Genomic DNA, 16,586 nt, shown 5'->3' with positions numbered 1-16,586 from the left:
CCGGGTCCGGGTCACGATCGGATGTCGGGACCCGGACCCGGGCTCAGGCCCGTCCCGCCTTTCGGACCAGCAGCCAGATGAGGTAGCCTCCGCCGATCACCGTCGTGACCACCCCGACCGGCAGCGCGACGGGGGCGAACAGCACCTGCGCGACGAGGTCGGCGGCCAGCAGCAGCACCCCGCCCGTCAGCGCCGCGGGCAGCAGCGCCACCCCGGACGTCCCGGCGAGCAGCCGGCCGATCTGCGGCGCGGCGAGCGCGATGAACACGATCGGCCCGGCGACCGCCGTCACGGTGGCGGTGCAGCCCACGCCGGCCAGCACGAGCAGCAGCCGCAGCGGGTTCAGCCGCACCCCCGAGGCGACGGCGAGATCGTCGCCCAGCCCCGTCTGGTGCATGCCGGGCGCCAGCGCCACCAGCAGGAGCGCCAGCGCGCCGATGACGCCGAACGGCAGCGCCAGCTCCGCCCAGTCGACCCCGTTCAGCGAGCCCGCGCTCCACCCGGTGGCGGCCATGGCGACCTCCAGCTCGGCCCGCAGCACGATCCACGAGTTGACCGCGGTCAGCATGGCGTTCACGGCGATGCCGATGACGATCAGCCGCATGCCGCTGAGCCCGGAGCGCAGGGACAGGAAGTAGACGGCCGCCGCCGCGGCCAGCCCGCCCGCAGCGGAGCTGACGGCCAGCTGCGCCGGGGTGCTGCTCAGCACCGTGATGGCGAACAGCGCCCCGGTGTAGGAGCCGGCGTCGAGCCCGATGACGTCGGGGCTGCCGAGCGCGTTCCTGGTGAGGTTCTGGAAGATCGCCCCGGCCAGGCCGAGCGCGGCACCGAAGATCAGCGCGGCGGCCACCCGGGGCAGCCGCCAGTCCCGGATCACCACGACCGAGTCGCCCTGGCCGGCCAGGGCCGCCAGCACCTCCATGGGGTGCGACCAGGAGGCGCCGAAGCACAGCGCCACGAAGCCCACGACCAGCGCCGCGGCCACGAGCGCCAGCGACGCCACCACCGGCCGCCGCGCCACCCTGATCGAGTACGCGCCGGCCCGCAGCACGACGTGCCCGGTCATGACCGCACCGCCCCGCGCCGCCGTACCACCCAGATGAGCACCGGCGCGCCCACGAACGCGGTGACCACGGCCACCGGCACCTCCCCCGTGGGGAGCAGGACCCGGGCGACGATGTCGGAGACCAGCAGCAGGATCGGCCCCAGCACCATCGTGTACGCCATCAGCCACGGGATCGACCCGCCGGCCAGGCGGCGGGCCAGGTGCGGCACCATCAGCCCCAGGAAGGCGATCGGCCCGGCGGCGGCCGTGGCCGCGCCGGCGAGCAGGGTGACCAGCACGAGCACGCCGAGCCGGGTCCGGGTGACGTTCCCGCCGAGCGCCCTGGCCACGTCGTCGCCGAGGACCATCGCGTTCAGCGGCCTGGTGATCGCCACGGAGCAGGCGAGCGCCACGCCGATGGTCACCAGCGCGAGCGTCAGCGGCTGCTGCTCGTGCCCGGCCAGCGCCCCGACGGACCAGAACCGGTACCGATCGAACACGTCGGGCAGCATCAGCCGGACGCCGAGCGAGATGCCCGCGAGGACGGCGCTGAGCGCCACGCCGGTCAGGACCAGCCGCAGCGGCGAGGTCGAGCCGACGGCGTAGACGGCGACCGAGGCCAGCACCGCGCCGGCGAAGGCCAGGGCGAGCTGGCCGGCCGGGCTGCCGGCCAGGCCCAGCGCGGCGCCCACGATGATCGCGAACCCGGCGCCGCCGGTCACCCCGAGGATGCCCGGCTCGGCCAGCGGGTTGCGGGTCAGCGTCTGAACCAGCGTGCCCGCCGTGCCCAGCGCCGCGCCGACGCAGATGCCGAGCACCGTGCGCGGCACCCTGATCCCGCGCACGATCACGTGCTCGTCGGTGCCGGCGTAGGCGGTGAAGGCGTGCCAGATCTCGGCGGGCGGGATGGCCTGCGCGCCGACGGACACGCTCGCCGCCGCGACCACGAGCAGGAGCGCGAAGGCGGCCAGGAGGACGGCCGCCCGTCGCCGATCAGTCCTCAAGCCCGGCGACTCCGCGCTTCCAGTAGCCGGTGACGAGCGCGTCGAGCCGCCCCGCGCTCCACCGGCGCAGCGGCTTGACGTCCCCCGCCTCGCCGGCGGCGAACAGGAAGGACGGGACGTCCGGCAGCGTCAGCGCCCGCACCGTGTCGGCGAGCGAGGACCGCCCGGCCTCGCGGACCAGCCACGTCACCTCCGCCCCGGCACGCTCGGCGAGCGGGTAGGCGTGCTCGGCCGGGTCGTCGGTCTCGATCACGAGGTGCGCGGAGACGCCGGCCGGCGACTCCTCCAGCCACCGCGCCGCCGCCGGCAGCGCGGTGGCGTCCACCGCGAAGACGTAGTGCCCGTACGTGTGCGGGAACGCCTTCGCGCCGGGCGGCCCGGCGACCGAGACCTCGTCGCCCACCTCGACGGAGGCCGCCCAGGCGGACGCGACACCGCCCTCGTGCAGCACGATGTCCAGGTCGAGCTCGCGGGCGGCGGCGTCGTAGCGCCGGACGGTGTACTTGCGGGTGGTGGGCCACGGCCTGGGCCAGTCGAGCGACTGCTCCTCGTCCGGCACCGGCAGGCGGCGGGTGCCGTCGGCATCCGGGAAGACGATCTTCACGTGGTCGTCGGCCTGGTAGGTGTGGAAGCCCTCCAGCTCCGGGCCCTTGAGCGTGAGCCGCAGCATGCGCGGGGTGATCAGCTCGCGGGCGGCGACCGGGGCCGTGCGGATCCCGATCGGGTAGCCGACGCGGGTGATGCCGGAGCCGTTCCTGTGGTGCTCGGCGACCCGGCCGCGCGGGTCGTCGCGGTCGATCCTCATGACGCGGCCAGCGGTGCGAGCACCTGGTCGATCGCGTCCAGGGTCTTCATGGCCGACTCGTAGGTGGCGGCCTCGGTGTAGCGGATCGGGAAGACCTTGCCCGCCTTGACCGCGGGCAGGCCCTTCCACAGCTCGGAGTCGAGCACGTACTTGACGGCCTCGTTCGGGGTTCCGTCGGCCTCGACCGAGTAGGTGATGGCGTCGGCCTCGCCGAGGCTCTTGGGCAGCTCCTCGATCGAGGGGTACTCCGAGACGTCGCCGGCGCCGCCGGTCTTCTCCTTGACCTCGCCGTAGTAGGTGAGGCCGGCGTCCACGGCGATGTTGGTGCCCCACGACCCGGCGAACTCGCGCTGGAACACTCCGTCGGCGATGTCGCCGTACGCGCCGACGTGGCCGAACTTCAGGCCCGCCAGCGCGTCCTGGTACTTGGCCTTGAGCTCGGCCGCCTTCTTCTCGTACGCGGTCTTGGCGGCGCCGTGGTTCGCCGATCGGCCGGCGGCGTCGGTCTGGCGCTGGGCCAGCTCCCGCCAGGCCGACGGCGTGGTGGGGCCGATCACGGCCACCGGGGCGATCGACTTCAGGCGGTCCAGGTCGAGGTCGGCCAGGGCGGGCTTGGGGACGCCGATGATGATCAGGTCGGGCTTGACCTTGGCGATGGCCTCGTAGTTCGTCTCGGCCGCGGACTCGCCCGCGACCTTCTCCAGGCCCTCGTACGTGGCGAGGTCCTCCTCCGCCATCATGGACAGGCCGCGCTTCCAGGTGGAGATGCCGACCAGGGCGGCGTCGGCCTCGATCAGTACGGGGACCGCGTACCCGGTCGCGACGACCCGCTTGGGGTCGGCGGGGATGGTGACCTCGCCGTTGTCGGCGGCGAAGGTCCGGGTCGCGGCGGCCTCGGCGGGCTGCTCGCCGGACTCGGCCGAACCGCAGCCGGTCGCCAGGGCGAGCGCGAGGGCCACGACGCCGGCGGTACGCCAGGGCAGTGCAAAACGCATGGGACATTCCTCGGTGGACAGGGTGAAAGGCCAGGCCATGAGCGGGCAAAGCATGGTTAGGCTACCCTTACCAAGGGTCCATGTGATGTCGACGGGAGGTCAGCCGATGTCGTCCAGACGCCAATCCGTGTCTCTGGCGGAGCCGCTGGGCGCCGATCCGCTCCGGTGCGAGGAGTACGGGTACGGGCTCGGCCGGCCCACCGGCATCCTGGTGCTCAAGTACCGGTCGGGGGGCCTGCTGGAGTTCGGCGAGACCCGCGAGGACTTCCTGCACCAGCTCTACTGGTCGCCCGACGGCACGCTGTCGGCGGGGGCGCGGGTCGTGGGCCCGCGCGAGGCGTTCTGGGCGCACCGCGCGGTGACCCACGAGGTGCGCGCCGCCGGTCGGCAGACGGTCTACCGGGTCTGCCTGCGCGAGGTGCCGGCCGGGCTCGGAGGTCTGCGGGCCGGCCCGGTCCGCCTCGATCCTGAGGCCGCCCGCCTGATCGAGGCCATCTGCCGCCCCGGCCACGACGAGGCGGCCGCCCTGGAGGCCCGCGCCCGCGTCATGGCCGGGCTCTCCCCCGCGGCCGCCGAGCCCGCCGAGGCCGCCGACCGGCACGGCACGGGCGGCGGGCTGGCGCGGACGGTGGTGCGGGAGCTGTCGCACAACCCCGGCGACAGCGTCCGTCTCGACGAGTGGGCCGCGCGGCTGCACGTCAGCGTCAAGACGCTGCAACGCGACTTCGAGCGCGAGTTCGGCATGCCCTACTCGCGGGTGCGCACGCAACTGCGGCTGCGCACCTCGCGGGTGCTGCTGGAGACCCGGCCGGTGGCGGAGGTGGCCCGCCGCGTCGGCTACTCCAGCCCTTCGGCGTTCATCACGGCCTTCGTGAAGGAGTACGGCTGCACGCCGGGCCGCTACGGCTCTGCCGGGTAGGCGCCCGTCAGGGCAGCAGGGCGCGGGCCAGCGCGTTGCCCTCCCCCGGCGCCACCGGCTCCTTGAGGAACACCGGGCCCTGGGACATGAACCGCGGCCGCGTCCCCCGATGCTCGTCGGCGGCGTGCACGGTCAGCGGATGGACCAGGTACATGTCCCCGGGCAGGCCCGTCGCGTACGCCACCGGGCGGCCCGCGGACGCCTCGGCCAGCAGCGGACCGGCCTCGAACGGGTCGAGCGTCCGCTCGCCCAGCGCGCGGGCGGCGTCACGGTGCGAGCCGACCCTGATCCGGGTCGGCGCGTCGTCCTCGCCCACCTCCGACAGCAGCACGAGCAGCAGCATCGTCCCCGGCCGCCCCGACACCGCCCACGAACCGTCGGGCCTCGCCACGGACGCGTCGATGTGCCAGCCCCGGTCGTCGGCCTCCGCCTTGCCGGGGAAGCGGATCGGCATGTTGCCGAGCGCGGCGCGCGGCACCCACCCGCCGGCCCCGGCGACCTCGTCCAGCGCCTGCCGCAGCCTGGGGCTGCGCATCATCTCGCCGAACGGGCCCTCACCGGTCAGGTCGGCGGCCCACACCACGGGCTGACGCCAGCCGTCAGGATCGTCGGGCGACAGGCCGATCTGCCGCCACACCAGCGCCCTGGCGGCGTCACCCACCTCGCGGGGCACGACCTCCTCCAGCTTGGCGAATCCTTCGGCGATGAATCGGTCAGTGTCCACGATCTTCATGCGAGCCACCATAACGACGCCGTCCAGCGGTTTTCAGGACACCTTGGCCGAGGGCGGGCGGGCCGTCCGGGCCACCGCCTGACGTCAGCCGGACGGGCCGCCGAAGGAGCGGCGGTAGGCGGCCGGCGTCGTGCGCACCAGGGTGTGGAACCTCCTGCGGAGGTTGGCGGCCGAGGACAGGCCGACCCTGGCCGCGATCGCCTCCACCGGCAGGTCCGTCTCCTCCAGGAGCGTGCGGGCGGCGGCGACGCGCTGCTGGAGCAGCCATCGGCCGGGGGTGACGCCGAGCTGGCCGGCGAAGCGGCGGGCGAGCGTGCGCGGGGAGACTCCGGCCCGCGCGGCGAGGTCCTCGACGCCGAGGGGCTGGTGCAGCCGTTCGAGCGCCCAGTCGAGCACCTGGGCCAGTGACGGCGCCGGGCGGTCGCCGGCGACCGGGGCCGCGTACTGGAGCTGGCCGCCCTCCCGGTGCGGCGGCATGACCATGTGCCGGGCGACCCGCGCCGCGTGCGCGGCGCCGTGGTCGGCGCGCGTCAGGTGCAGGCACAGGTCGATGCCCGCGGCGGTGCCCGCGCTGGTGGCGACGTCGCCCAGGTCGATGTAGAGCGTGTCGGGCTCGACCCGCACGTCGGGGAAACGGGCGGCCAGCTCGGCCGCCATCCGCCAGTGGGTGGTCGCCCTGCGGTGGCGCAGCAGTCCGGCCTCGGCCAGGAGGAAGGAGCCGGAGCAGATGGCGACGATCCTGGCGCCGCGCCGGTGCGCCCGCAGGACCGCGTCGATCACGGCGGGCGAGGCGGGCCCCTCTGGACGCTGCCAGCCGGGGACGACGACCGTGTCCGCGCTCTCCAGCGCCTCCAGCCCCCGGCGGACGACCATGTCGTAGCCCGCCAGCGTCGGCACCGCGCCCGGACGCTCCGCGCACACCTCGAAGGCGTAACGGGCGGGCAGTCCCGGCCGCCGCAGGCCGAAGACCTCGGCGGCGCAGGCCAGCTCGAACGTGGACTGCGGCGGCAGCACCAGCGCGACCACCCGATGAACTGTCATGGCAGGAAAGTACCTGAAAGCGTCATTCCTGACACTGGGCCGGGGAGGGGGCGCCCGGTCACGATGGGGCCCATGACGCGAGAGTCCGATGATGTCGAGATCCTGCACGTGGACGAGGTCGAGCCGGTCGAGGTGGTGCCCGGGATCGTCCGTCGCCGCCTGCCGGCCACGCGGTGGGCGCGCGGGTGGATGTATGACTTCGCTCCGGGAACCGAGTGGCCGGAGGTGGACGTGCACGAGGGAGAGGAACGCTATTTCGTGATCTCAGGAGAGTTCATCGACCGGGGACGGCGGCTCGGGCCGGGCAGCTACGTGGTGTTCGCGCCCGGCAGCACGCACCGCCCGCGCACCGAGACCGGGGCCCGCATGCTCGGCATCAGCATCCTCACCGGCTGACCGACGCGCGACCCCGTCGGCGGCGGCCTCCGGCTGATACGTTGCCCGGCGGGGCGGCTCTGGACGGAGGACATCATGCGATTCGGGGTGCTGGGACCGCTGGCCGTGTGGACCGACCACGGCGACCCGGTCTCGATCCGGGGGCGCATGGTGCGGGCGCTGCTGGCCGACCTGCTCGTCCACGAAGGACGTCCGGTGTCGGCCGACCGGCTGGTCGAGGACCTGTGGGGCGCGAGGACGCCGGCCGACCCCACGGCCGCCCTGCACGTGCGGGTCTCGCAGCTGCGCCGGGCGCTGGCCGCGGCCGAGCCGGAAGCCCGCCACCTGGTGGTGTCCCAGCCTCCCGGGTACGCGCTGCGGCCCGCGCCCGACGCCGTGGACGCGGCCCGGTTCGCGGCGCTGACGGGGCGGGCCCGGGCGGCCCGCGACCCGAGGACCCGGGCGGGCCTGCTGACCGAGGCGCTGGAACTGTGGCGAGGGCCGGCCCTGGCGGACTTCGCCGACGATGAGTTCGCCCTGGTCGCCGTGGCCCGGTGGGAGGAGCAGCGGCTGGCCGCGCTGGAGTCGCGCGCCGAGGCCAGGCTGGAGCTGGGCGAGCACGGCGACCTGGTGGCCGAGCTGGGCGAGCAGGTCGCCGCGCATCCGTACCGGGAGCGGCTGCGCGCGGCGCACCTGCGCGCCCTGTACCGGGCCGGTCGGGCGGGCGAGGCGCTCGACAGCTTCCAGGAGCTGCGGCGCGCGCTCGCCGACGAGCTGGGCCTGGAACCGGGCCAGGAGCTGGTGGCGTTGCAGCGGGCCATCCTGTCCGGCGACCCGGCGGAGGACGCGCCCGCGCCGGCGCCGCGGCCGATCAGACCGGCCACCAACTTCCCTGCGCCGGTGACCGAGCTGATCGGCCGCGACCTCGCCGTACGCGAGATCCGCGAGGCGCTGGCGGCCGGTCGGCTGGTCACGCTCACCGGCCCCGGCGGCGTGGGCAAGACCAGCGTGGCCCTCGCGGTCGCGCGCTCCCTCGCCGGGACGTACGCGGAAGGCGCGTGGCTGGTCGACCTGACCGCGTGGGACGGGCTCGGCGACCCGGCCGAGCTGGTCCTGTCGGTGCTGTCCATCCCCGACGCGCCGGGCGACCCCGGGCTCGCGCGCGAGCGGCTGGCCGCGGCCCTGCGCGACCGGCGCCTGCTGCTGGTCCTCGACAACTGCGAGCACGTCGTCGCCCCCGTGGCCGAGCTGGTGGGCGCGCTGCTCCCGGCCGTGCCGGAGCTGCGGGTGCTGGCCACCAGCCGCGAGCCGCTGCGGCTGCGCGGCGAGATCCGCCGGGAGCTGCCGCCGCTGGACGTGCCCGCCACCGACGACCCGGCCCGGCTCGCCGACTCCCCGGCGGTGCGCCTCTTCCTGGCGCGGGCCGGGCTGCCCCCGGACCCGGGCACCGTCGCCGGGGTCGCCGAGGTGTGCCGGCGGCTGGACGGCATCCCGCTGGCCCTGGAGCTGGCCGCCACCCGCGCCCCGGCGCTCGGCGTGCCGGAGCTGGCGGCACGGCTGCGCGTGCCCGGCGACCGGTTCGGGCTGCTCGGGGCCGGGCCGCGCGACGCGCCGGCCCGGCAGCGCACGCTGGCGGCGGTGATCGACTGGAGCTGGCGGCTGCTGACCGAGGCCGAGCAGACCGTGCTGCGCCGCCTGGCCGTGCACGCGGGCGGCTGCACGCTGGCCTCGGCGGAGGCGGTGTGCCGGGGCGGCGCGATCAGCGGCGGCGAGGTGCTGGACCTGGTGACCGGGCTGGTGGACCGCTCGCTGGTGGCGCGCGGCGAAGGGCCGCGGTTCCGGCTGCTGGAGTCGGTCGCCGCCTACTGCCTGGACGAGCTGGGCCGTACCGGCGAGGAGGCGGCGCTGCGGCGCCGGCACGCCGACCACTATCTGGCGCTGGCCGAGGAGGCGGCGCCCCGGCTGCGCGGGCCCGGCCAGCGGGAGTGGCTGGGCCGGCTGGACGCCGAGACGGCGAACCTGCGGGCGGCCCTGGAGACGTTCCGGCGGGAGGGCGACCCCGTGGCGGCGCTGCGGCTGACCTCGGCGCTGGCCTGGTACTGGTTCCTGCGCGGCCGGTTCGGCGAGGCGTGGCGGGCGCTGGCGACGGCGCTGGCCGTGCCGGGCGACGCCCCCGCCGCTCTGCGGGCCAGGGCCGAGACCTGGCACACCGGCGTGGAGATCCACCTGGGCCGGGCCGGGCCGGAGCGGGTGGCACCGGCCTTGGGCGGGTTCCCGGAGACCGACCGGCCCGGCCGGGCGCACGCCGCGTGGTTCCTGGCCGCGTCCACCATCGACTTCGGAGACGAGAAGGCCACCGTCGACCTGCTGGACCAGGCGCTGGAGGCGTTCCTGGCGGACGGCGACCGGTGGGGCGAGGCCGCGGTGCTGAGCACCCGCGCGATGCTCGCTCACCTGCACGGCGACCTGGACGCGCTGGAACGCGACGCCCGCCGCGGCGCCGCCCTGTTCGGCGAGCTCGGCGACGACTGGGGGGTGCTCCAGGCCCGTGACTGGCTGATCGGCCTGGCGGACCTGACCGGCGACCGGGCCGAGGCGGCCCGGCTGGCCGAGGAGGACCTGCGGCTGGCCGAGGAGCTCGGGCTCTGGTCCGACGTGGCCGGGCGGATGGCCTGGCTGGCCTGGGTCCACTGCCAGGACGGGGACCCGCTGCGCGCGCTCCGCCACGCCGAACAGGCCAGGCGACTGGCCGCGGAGCTGGGACAGCGCTCGGGGCAGACGTTCGCCGCCATCGGCCTGGCGTTCGCCGCCCGCCGGGCGGGCCGGCTCGACCTGGCCGAGGAGCATCTGCGCGAGCTGCTGGCCGAAGCCCGGCGGCAGCAGCAGGCCGGCGACGGCGACCCGCCGTACCTGTCGATGGTGCTGCTTGAGCTCGGACTGCTGGCCTGCCGTCGGGGCGACCTGGACGCGGCGTTCTCCTGGCACCGGCAGGCCTTCGACGCCTACCGCGCCCTGGGCTCGGCGTACGGGCTGGGCTGGGCGCTGGCGGGCCTGGCGGACACGGCGGCGGCCAGAGGGCTGACCGGTGCGGCGGCGCGCCTGCTCGGCGCGGCCACGGCCGCCTGGCGTGCGGCCGCGCAGCCGCTGTCCGGCGCCGACCGCGACGAGCTGGCGCGCATCACGGGCGTGGTCGAGGCCGCCGAGCCGGACTTCGCCGCCCTGGTCGCCGCCGGTGACGCGCTCTCCCCGGACGAGGCGCGCCGCCTGCTGGACGCCTACTTGGGGACGTAGACGTGGACGACGATCCCGGAGCCGAACCGGTTCACGTCCGCGAGCTTCAGGTGGGTGGTGTCGAACCCCGCGCCCTCGAACAGGTGCTTGCCGGCTCCGACGATGACCGGGAAGTACCAGAAGTGGAACTCGTCGACCAGGCCGTGCTCCACGAGCGTGCGGTCCAGCTCGCCGGTGCCCCATTTCACGATGTTCCCTCCCGGCTGCTCCTTCAGCTTGGCGACCTCCTCGGCCACGTCGCCCTGGATGAGGGTGGCGTTCCACGTGGTCTCGGTCAGCGTCCGCGAGGCGACGTACTTCGGCATCGCGTTCATCGCCTCGGCATCGGGGCCCTCGCGGCCCGACCACGCCTCGGCGAAGCTCTCGTACGTGACCCGGCCCAGCAGCATGGCGTCGGCGGAGGCCGCCAGTCGCCCGGCGTAGCCGGCGTGGTCCTCGTCCCAGTACGGCTGCCCCCAGTGCTGAGGCTCGGCCCGCGACGCGGTGCTGACGGGCCGGGTGTCGTCGATGATCCCGTCCAGCGAGACGAACGTCGACTCGATGAGCTTGCGCATGATCCGCTCCTTGATCGGCTCGGGAGGGCGGTGCCGTCCTCCCGCTGACACCAAGGCTGGCGTCCGGCCCTTACCGTTTCCTTACCGCCCGATCGGGCGCAGGTGCCGGAGCAGCGTCAGGGCGGCCACGGCCGGCGCGGACCGAGGTCCTTCCCGCGGATCCGGTGGCGGGGTCGTGTGCGACCCGCCGAGGGCCTACGATGCCGTCCCATGATCATTCGTTTATCGGCGGCCGTGGCCGCCGGTCTGGTGCTCGTGTCCGGCGCGGCCCACGCCGACCCGGTCAAGGGAGCCCCCGAGCTGACCCACAACGCGCTCTACAAGGCGGCGAAGCTCCCCAAGGTCTCCTGCGGGGCGGCCAAGGGCACGACCGCAGCCTCGACCAGGAAGTACATCACCAAGCTGGTCGGCTGTCTCAACAAGGCGTGGAAGCCGGCCATCGCGGACTTCCGGCCGGTCGAGGTCGAGTTCAAGGAGAAGGACGACCTCCGGGCCTGTTCCAGCGGCATGGACCTGCGCGAGTCGTTCTCCGAGATCTGCGGCACCGTCATCAAGGTGCGGCTGGCCGACGACTGGATCAAGGCCAAGAAGGACGACAAGGTCCTCTCCTCGATCACCCGGACGTGGAGCGGCGTGGTACTCGGCCAGACCGGCATCGGCCAGGCCTGGTGGGCTCTGCAGAGCGACGGCTCGGAGAAGGCGATGAAGGAGCAGAACCGCCGCTACGCGCTCCAGTCGGAATGCGTGCAGGCGGTGTCCGTCAAGAGCTTGGGCCGCACCGTCAAGGACTGGCCGGCGTTCCTCAAGGTCAGCCGCCCCAAGGCGTACGAGAGGTTCAACAAGAACGACGGCAGGACCGCCAACCGGGTCTACTGGGCCAAACAGGGCTACAAGTCGGGCAAGCCGGGCGCGTGCAACACGTGGCGGGCCCCGTCCGCCAAGGTGGCGTGAGCTGGCGGGCGCGGCCGGTCCCGGCCCGTGAAACGCCTTCGACGCGGCGCCCGCGATCACCTATCGTGCGGCGCATGACAGAGCGACGTGCCATTCTCAGCGGTTCGACCTTCGAGGAGCAGATCGGCTACGCCCGCGCCGTGGTGGACGGCGACTGGGTGCACGTGTCCGGGACGACCGGTTACGACTACGCCACCATGACCATCTCCGACGACGTGGTGAAGCAGGCCGAGCAGTGCCTGGCCAACATCGAGGCCGCGCTGGCCGAGGCCGGGTGCGGCTTCGGCGACGTGGTCCGGGTGCGGTACATGCTGCCGGACCGCGCGGACTTCGAGCCCTGCTGGCCGGTGCTGCGCGGCCGGTTCGGCGAGGTCCGCCCGGCCGCGACGATGATGGTGTGCGGGCTCGCCGACCCGCGCATGAAGATCGAGATCGAGGTGTACGCCCGCCGGTCCTCCTGATCGCGGCCCGGCGGGGCCTGAAGGGGCGCCGCCGGGGAACGGGTCCCGGCATGGAGGTGCTGAGCAGCCGCGTGCTGGTGCGCCCGGCCGACCTGGAGCGCAGCCGCCGCTTCTACGGCGGGACGCTCGGCCTGGCGGTCTACCGCGAGTTCGGGCCGCCGGACCATCCCGGCGTGGTGTTCTTCCTGGGCCAGGGGTTCCTGGAGCTGTCCGGCCAGGCGGGCGGCCCGGCCGGCGCCCGCCTGGAGCTGTGGCTGCAGGTCCGCGACGTGCGGCGGGAGGAGGAGCGGCTGCGGCGGGCGGGCGTCACCGTGCTGCGCGAGGCGAGGCGGGAGCCGTGGGGGCTGGTCGAGCTGTGGATCGCCGACCCCGACGGCCATCGGATCGTGCTGGTGGAGGTGCCGCCGGAGCATCCGCTGCGGCGCGATCCGCGCTGAGGAGGCTTTTCCCGGTGGTGAGCGGCGCTGGAAGCATTGGTACGGTTTGATCGCCACTGCTCTTCACGACCGAGGAACGATGCCGAGCATCAAAGATGTCGCCCGACTGGCCGGGGTCTCCGTCGGCACCGTGAGCAACGTGCTCAACCGTCCCGAGATGGTGGCCCGCGAGACGCGCCTGCGGGTGGAGGCGGCCGTGGCGCAGCTCGGCTACGTGCGCAACGGCCCGGCCCGGCAGCTGCGGGCGGGGCGCAGCAGGACGATCGCGGTGGTCGCGCTCGACCTGACCAACCCGTTCTTCATCGACGTGCTGGGCGGGGTCGAGACCGTCGCGCAGGACGTGGACGTCAACGTGATGGTGGTCAACAGCAGCAAGGACGCCGCCAGGGAGGCCAGGCTGCTGCGGATGTTCGAGGAGGAGCGCCCGCTGGGCGTGCTGATCACGCCGGTGAACGCCCCGGGCCGGCGGGAGCGGCTGGGCGGGCTGGTGGCGCGGGGCATCCCGGTGGTGACGTTCGACAGCTCCTCCCGCCACTCCTCCGGCTGCGCAGTCTCGGTGGACGACGTGCTGGGCGGCCGGCTGGCCGGCCGCCACCTGCTGGAGCGGGGGCACCGGCGGGTCGCCTTCGCCGGCGGGCCGTTCGCGGTCCGCCAGGTGGAGGACCGCCACGACGGCCTCGCCGCGGCGCTCGGCGGGGAGGCCGAGCTGACCGTGATCCCGCTGCCGGACCTCACCGTCGCCACCGGGCGCGCGGCCGGCGAGGAGCTCGCAAGCCTGCCCGCCGGGGCGCGGCCCACGGCCGTGTTCTGCGCCAACGACCTGGTGGCGATGGGCGTGCTGCAGGAGCTGACCCAGCGCGGCCTGCGGGTTCCCGCCGACGTGGCGATCCTCGGGTACGACGACATCGACTTCGCGGCGGCGGCGGCCGTGCCGCTGTCGTCGATCCGGCAGCCGCGCCGGCAGCTCGGCCGTACCGCGGCGCTCATGCTGCTGGAGGAGGTCAACAGCCCGGACGGTCACGAGCATCGTCACGTGGTCTTCCAGCCCGATCTGGTGGAGCGGGTCTCGACGGCGTCCTGAAGCAGGCCGTCGATCGCCCGGCGCAGCCCGGCCTCGCGCCCGGCCGGGGTCCTGGCCTTGAGCAGCGGCAGGATGAGGTGGTAGCGGGCCGTCTTGCCGAGTGAGGCGAACCGGGCGGCGGCCGGCGGGTCGGCGGCCAGCGCCCGGGCCAGGTCAGGCGGGACCTCGACCCCGCGCTGCGCGGCGTAGGCGGCGTCCCAGCGGCCGTCGGCGCGGGCCGCGGCGACCTCCGCCAGCCCTGGCGGGCGCATCCGGCCGGCGGCGGTCAGCGCCTCCACCCGTTCCACGTTCACCCTCGACCAGGGGCTCCCCCTGCGGCGGCGCGAGTAGCGCTGCAGGTAGACGTGCTCGTCGCGGGCCTTGCGGTGGCTGTCGATCCAGCCGTGGCAGAGCGCCACGTCCAGGGCCTCCCGGATGGTCACCGTCTCGACCGGCGACCCCTTCTTGGCGATCGTCAGCCAGACGCCGCCCTCGTCCGCGTGGTGGACGGCCAGCCACGCCTCCCATGCCGCGGCGTCCGCGAAGTGCAGCGCCGGCGCTTCACCGCGCGGGTGACCGGCCGTGGGGTTCTCCGGCGGCATGGGCCGCTCCTCTCGTCGTCTGGTGACCACGTTAGGAGCCATCGCGGAACGTACGGTTCCGCGATCGGATTCGGGTTCAGAAGGCGTGGGGGCCGAACCGGCCCCAGGCCACGAAGGCGGCCAGCAGGAGCAGCACCGCGTTGACGGCGATCGCCGGATACTCGTCGCGGCGGGCGTGCGTGACCGCCGCGCCGATCATGACGAGGACCAGGCCGGCGGCCGCCAGCGGGACGAGGACCGGGGCGATGCCGAACGTCGCCGGCAGGATCAGCCCGAACGCGGCCAGCACCTCCAGGCCGCCGATGGCCTTGACCGTCGCGGCGGAGAAGTCCTCCGTCCAGGCCAGGCCGGAGGCCGCGAGCGTCTCCTTGCGCTGCGTCAGCTTCATCAGCCCGGCCACGCCGAACACGGCCGCGAGCAGGCCCGCGACGATCCACAACGCCAAATCCATGGGGGGTCCCGTCCTCACGCGCCATCAAGGTCCAACAGGACTGTAGAGGGTGCCGGCCCCGGCCGGGCGACCACCCCGGCTACTGCTGGACGGCGGCGGCGGCCCAGTCGAGCAGGGCCCCGGCGGTCTGGAAGCGGCGGCTGGAGTCGCTCTCGCCGAGCAGGACGCCGACCAGCCGGCTCTCGCCCCGGTCGGCGGCGAAGGCGAGCGTGTAGCCGGCCGCGCGGGTGAAGCCGGTCTTGACGCCGAGCGCGCCGGGGGTGCCGAGCAGGCGGTTGGTGTTCCGCCAGGAGTACGAGCCGTGCTCGGACGTGGCGGGGACCATGTGGTACCGGGCCGAGGTGACCTTCTCCAGCGTCGGGTTCTCCAGCACCGCCTGGGCCAGGCGGACCTGGTCGCGGGCGGTGGAGTGACCGCCGCCGCCGTAGGGCATGCCGTCGGCGTTGACGTACACGGTGTCGTCCATGCCGAGGCGCCGGGCGGTGGCGTTCATCTCGGCCACGAACTCCTCGACGCCGGGCCCGTACGCGCGGGCGAGCGCGTGCGCGGCGTCGGCGCCCGAGGGCAGCATGAGCGCGTACAGCAGGTTCTCGACGGTCAGCGTGTCGCCCGCGCGCAGGTGGGCGACGGCGGCGCCGCCCGCCGAGGCGTAGCGGACGTCGTCGGCGGTGACCTCGACCTTGTCGGTGGGCTCGGCGCGCTGGAGGACGACGTACGCGGTCATCATCTTGGTGAGGCTGGCCACCGGCCTGCGCAGGTCGGCCTCCTTGCTGAAGTGCACCCGGCCGGTGGTGGCGTCGATCACGTGGGCGGCCGGGGCGAGGACGGCGGGCATGTCGGCGGCGTGCGCGGGAGCCGCCTGGACGGGTGCGACGTGCGCGACCGGCGGGGCCGCGTGGGCGGCGGGCGCGGTGGCCGTGGTGGCCGTGGTGGCGCCGGCGGCGACCACGAGGCCGAGCAGCGCGCCGCTCAGCCGGTGGGTGAGCTGCATGAGGGAATCGCTCCTCGCTTCCATGCCGCCTACCGGGTTAGCTGACGGGTTCGGGCGTGGAAGTGCCCTACGGCGTGTGACGTGCCGATTCACCCCGAAGGGATTGGGTCCCCGGCTCCGCGAACGGACTCGGCGGCCGTGCGCTCCCCGGGGGTCAGGCAGCGCACGGACTAGGCAGATTTGGGATTAAGGTAATGCAACCTGACAAACAACGCAAATGTTGGCAAACAGCACAGTTCGGGGCGGTCGGCCCTCTGACGCGGCGGACGCCGGTGACCGGTGAGCGGCTTCTCCCGTTCCACTAGATTGGGCGCAGGCCGAAGGAAGGCGGAGTCGACGGTGCCGAGCGGACGACAGCCCGAGACCACGGGCAGGCGGCTCTACGGGTGGATGCTGGCGCTCGCCGGGCTGGTCCTCGTCGCCGACCAGCTCACCAAGCTCTGGGCGGTCGCGGCGCTCTCTGGCGGCGAGCGCGTCACGGTGATCCCGGAGCTGATCCAGCTGCGGCTGCTGTTCAACCCCGGAGCCGCATTCTCGATCGGCGCCGGGGCCACGTGGGTGTTCACCCTGACGGCAGCCGGCGCCGTGGCCGGCATCCTCTACACCGGGCGGCGGCTGGGCTCCCGGGCGTGGACCGTCGTGCTGGGCGCGCTGCTCGGCGGCGCCTTCTCCCACCTGCTCGACCGCCTGTTCCGCCCGCCCGGCCTCGCGCGCGGCCATGTCGTCGACTTCATCGACTACGGCGGCCTGTTCGTCGGCAACGTGGCCGACATCGCCCTGACCGTCAGCTGTGTCATCCTCGTCCTGCTCACCCTGCGCGGCATCCCGCTCGCGGGCGAGGACGCCGCCGCCGGGCGGCCGGGCGCGTAGC

Annotated in this window: 18 protein-coding genes and 1 riboswitch; of the genes, 8 read left to right on the top strand and 10 right to left on the bottom strand. The window is 74.5% G+C overall.

What is annotated here, in order from left to right; translation table 11 throughout:
- Nucleotides 1-43: 43 nt before the first annotated feature.
- Genes ACQEUU_RS20535 through ACQEUU_RS20520 form a run of 4 tightly spaced genes read right to left on the bottom strand, consistent with a single transcriptional unit; the run spans nucleotide 44 to nucleotide 3,849 of the window.
- Nucleotides 44-1,066, bottom strand: a complete 1,023-nt coding sequence (locus ACQEUU_RS20535) for a FecCD family ABC transporter permease (protein WP_433068195.1) — start codon at nucleotides 1,064-1,066, stop codon at nucleotides 44-46.
- Nucleotides 1,063-2,049, bottom strand: coding sequence for a FecCD family ABC transporter permease (locus ACQEUU_RS20530; RefSeq protein WP_433068193.1), 987 nt, complete (start codon nucleotides 2,047-2,049; stop codon nucleotides 1,063-1,065). Before ACQEUU_RS20530 ends, ACQEUU_RS20535 begins: the two co-directional genes overlap by 4 nt.
- Entirely contained in the window at nucleotides 2,039-2,854 is an 816-nt protein-coding gene (locus ACQEUU_RS20525; RefSeq protein WP_433068191.1) for a siderophore-interacting protein, read from the bottom strand. Before ACQEUU_RS20525 ends, ACQEUU_RS20530 begins: the two co-directional genes overlap by 11 nt.
- Nucleotides 2,851-3,849, bottom strand: a complete 999-nt coding sequence (locus ACQEUU_RS20520) for an ABC transporter substrate-binding protein (RefSeq protein ID WP_433068190.1) — start codon at nucleotides 3,847-3,849, stop codon at nucleotides 2,851-2,853. Before ACQEUU_RS20520 ends, ACQEUU_RS20525 begins: the two co-directional genes overlap by 4 nt.
- Before the next feature lie 127 nt (nucleotides 3,850-3,976).
- On the opposite strand from ACQEUU_RS20520, the gene ACQEUU_RS20515 reads away from it, so the two are divergent.
- A complete protein-coding gene (locus tag ACQEUU_RS20515; protein ID WP_433068188.1) occupies nucleotides 3,977-4,768 on the top strand; it encodes a helix-turn-helix transcriptional regulator in 792 nt (263 codons plus the stop codon).
- Between the two features lie 7 nt (nucleotides 4,769-4,775).
- Here the strand turns inward: ACQEUU_RS20515 and ACQEUU_RS20510 are convergent, their stop codons facing one another.
- Both ACQEUU_RS20510 and ACQEUU_RS20505 read right to left on the bottom strand, forming a co-directional pair.
- Complete coding sequence (locus ACQEUU_RS20510) at nucleotides 4,776-5,501, bottom strand: phytanoyl-CoA dioxygenase family protein (RefSeq protein WP_433068187.1); 726 nt, start codon at nucleotides 5,499-5,501, stop codon at nucleotides 4,776-4,778.
- A gap of 84 nt (nucleotides 5,502-5,585) precedes the next feature.
- The gene (locus tag ACQEUU_RS20505) at nucleotides 5,586-6,542 is read right to left on the bottom strand and encodes a helix-turn-helix domain-containing protein (RefSeq protein ID WP_433068185.1); all 957 of its coding nucleotides are present in this window, start codon (nucleotides 6,540-6,542) and stop codon (nucleotides 5,586-5,588) included.
- Nucleotides 6,543-6,614: 72 nt separating this feature from the next.
- Here ACQEUU_RS20505 and ACQEUU_RS20500 point away from each other — a divergent pair, with 72 nt between their 5' ends.
- Together ACQEUU_RS20500 and ACQEUU_RS20495 are read left to right on the top strand one after the other, a co-directional pair.
- Entirely contained in the window at nucleotides 6,615-6,938 is a 324-nt protein-coding gene (locus ACQEUU_RS20500) for a cupin domain-containing protein (protein ID WP_433068183.1), read from the top strand.
- Nucleotides 6,939-7,013: 75 nt separating this feature from the next.
- Nucleotides 7,014-10,208 carry a BTAD domain-containing putative transcriptional regulator gene (locus tag ACQEUU_RS20495; protein ID WP_433068181.1) on the top strand — a complete coding sequence of 1,065 codons (3,195 nt, stop codon included), beginning with the start codon at nucleotides 7,014-7,016 and terminating at the stop codon, nucleotides 10,206-10,208.
- Here ACQEUU_RS20495 and ACQEUU_RS20490 read toward each other — a convergent pair.
- Complete coding sequence (locus tag ACQEUU_RS20490) at nucleotides 10,193-10,762, bottom strand: dihydrofolate reductase family protein (protein ID WP_433068179.1); 570 nt, start codon at nucleotides 10,760-10,762, stop codon at nucleotides 10,193-10,195. The genes ACQEUU_RS20495 and ACQEUU_RS20490 overlap by 16 nt on opposite strands.
- Before the next feature lie 210 nt (nucleotides 10,763-10,972).
- On the opposite strand from ACQEUU_RS20490, the gene ACQEUU_RS20485 reads away from it, so the two are divergent.
- From ACQEUU_RS20485 to ACQEUU_RS20470, 4 genes are all read left to right on the top strand, one after another.
- Nucleotides 10,973-11,713 carry a hypothetical protein gene (locus tag ACQEUU_RS20485; RefSeq protein ID WP_433068178.1) on the top strand — a complete coding sequence of 247 codons (741 nt, stop codon included), beginning with the start codon at nucleotides 10,973-10,975 and terminating at the stop codon, nucleotides 11,711-11,713.
- Nucleotides 11,714-11,787: 74 nt separating this feature from the next.
- Nucleotides 11,788-12,174 carry a RidA family protein gene (locus ACQEUU_RS20480; protein WP_433068176.1) on the top strand — a complete coding sequence of 129 codons (387 nt, stop codon included), beginning with the start codon at nucleotides 11,788-11,790 and terminating at the stop codon, nucleotides 12,172-12,174.
- A 50-nt stretch (nucleotides 12,175-12,224) separates the two neighbouring features.
- Nucleotides 12,225-12,611 carry a VOC family protein gene (locus ACQEUU_RS20475; RefSeq protein WP_433068174.1) on the top strand — a complete coding sequence of 129 codons (387 nt, stop codon included), beginning with the start codon at nucleotides 12,225-12,227 and terminating at the stop codon, nucleotides 12,609-12,611.
- Between the two features lie 79 nt (nucleotides 12,612-12,690).
- Nucleotides 12,691-13,692, top strand: a complete 1,002-nt coding sequence (locus tag ACQEUU_RS20470; protein WP_433068172.1) for a LacI family DNA-binding transcriptional regulator — start codon at nucleotides 12,691-12,693, stop codon at nucleotides 13,690-13,692.
- Here ACQEUU_RS20470 and ACQEUU_RS20465 read toward each other — a convergent pair.
- From ACQEUU_RS20465 to ACQEUU_RS20455, 3 genes are all read right to left on the bottom strand, one after another.
- Nucleotides 13,641-14,273 (bottom strand): YdeI/OmpD-associated family protein, encoded by a 633-nt coding sequence (locus tag ACQEUU_RS20465; RefSeq protein ID WP_433068170.1) that lies wholly within the window; start codon nucleotides 14,271-14,273, stop codon nucleotides 13,641-13,643. The genes ACQEUU_RS20470 and ACQEUU_RS20465 overlap by 52 nt on opposite strands.
- Nucleotides 14,274-14,349: 76 nt before the next feature.
- Complete coding sequence (locus ACQEUU_RS20460; RefSeq protein WP_433068169.1) at nucleotides 14,350-14,724, bottom strand: DoxX family protein; 375 nt, start codon at nucleotides 14,722-14,724, stop codon at nucleotides 14,350-14,352.
- A 79-nt stretch (nucleotides 14,725-14,803) separates the two neighbouring features.
- Nucleotides 14,804-15,715, bottom strand: coding sequence for a D-alanyl-D-alanine carboxypeptidase family protein (locus ACQEUU_RS20455; RefSeq protein ID WP_433068168.1), 912 nt, complete (start codon nucleotides 15,713-15,715; stop codon nucleotides 14,804-14,806).
- A gap of 11 nt (nucleotides 15,716-15,726) precedes the next feature.
- Nucleotides 15,727-15,860: riboswitch (cyclic di-AMP (ydaO/yuaA leader) on the bottom strand.
- A gap of 194 nt (nucleotides 15,861-16,054) precedes the next feature.
- Between ACQEUU_RS20455 and ACQEUU_RS20450 the strand changes: the two genes are divergently transcribed.
- Complete coding sequence (locus ACQEUU_RS20450) at nucleotides 16,055-16,585, top strand: signal peptidase II (RefSeq protein WP_433068166.1); 531 nt, start codon at nucleotides 16,055-16,057, stop codon at nucleotides 16,583-16,585.
- The last annotated feature ends 1 nt before the right edge of the window (nucleotide 16,586 follow it).

It is taken from the genome of Nonomuraea sp. CA-218870, assembly GCF_050936535.1.
Lineage (GTDB): Bacteria > Actinomycetota > Actinomycetes > Streptosporangiales > Streptosporangiaceae > Nonomuraea > Nonomuraea corallina.
Note: the sequence above shows the minus strand (reverse complement) of the source record. Positions and strands in the feature narration are given on the sequence as shown.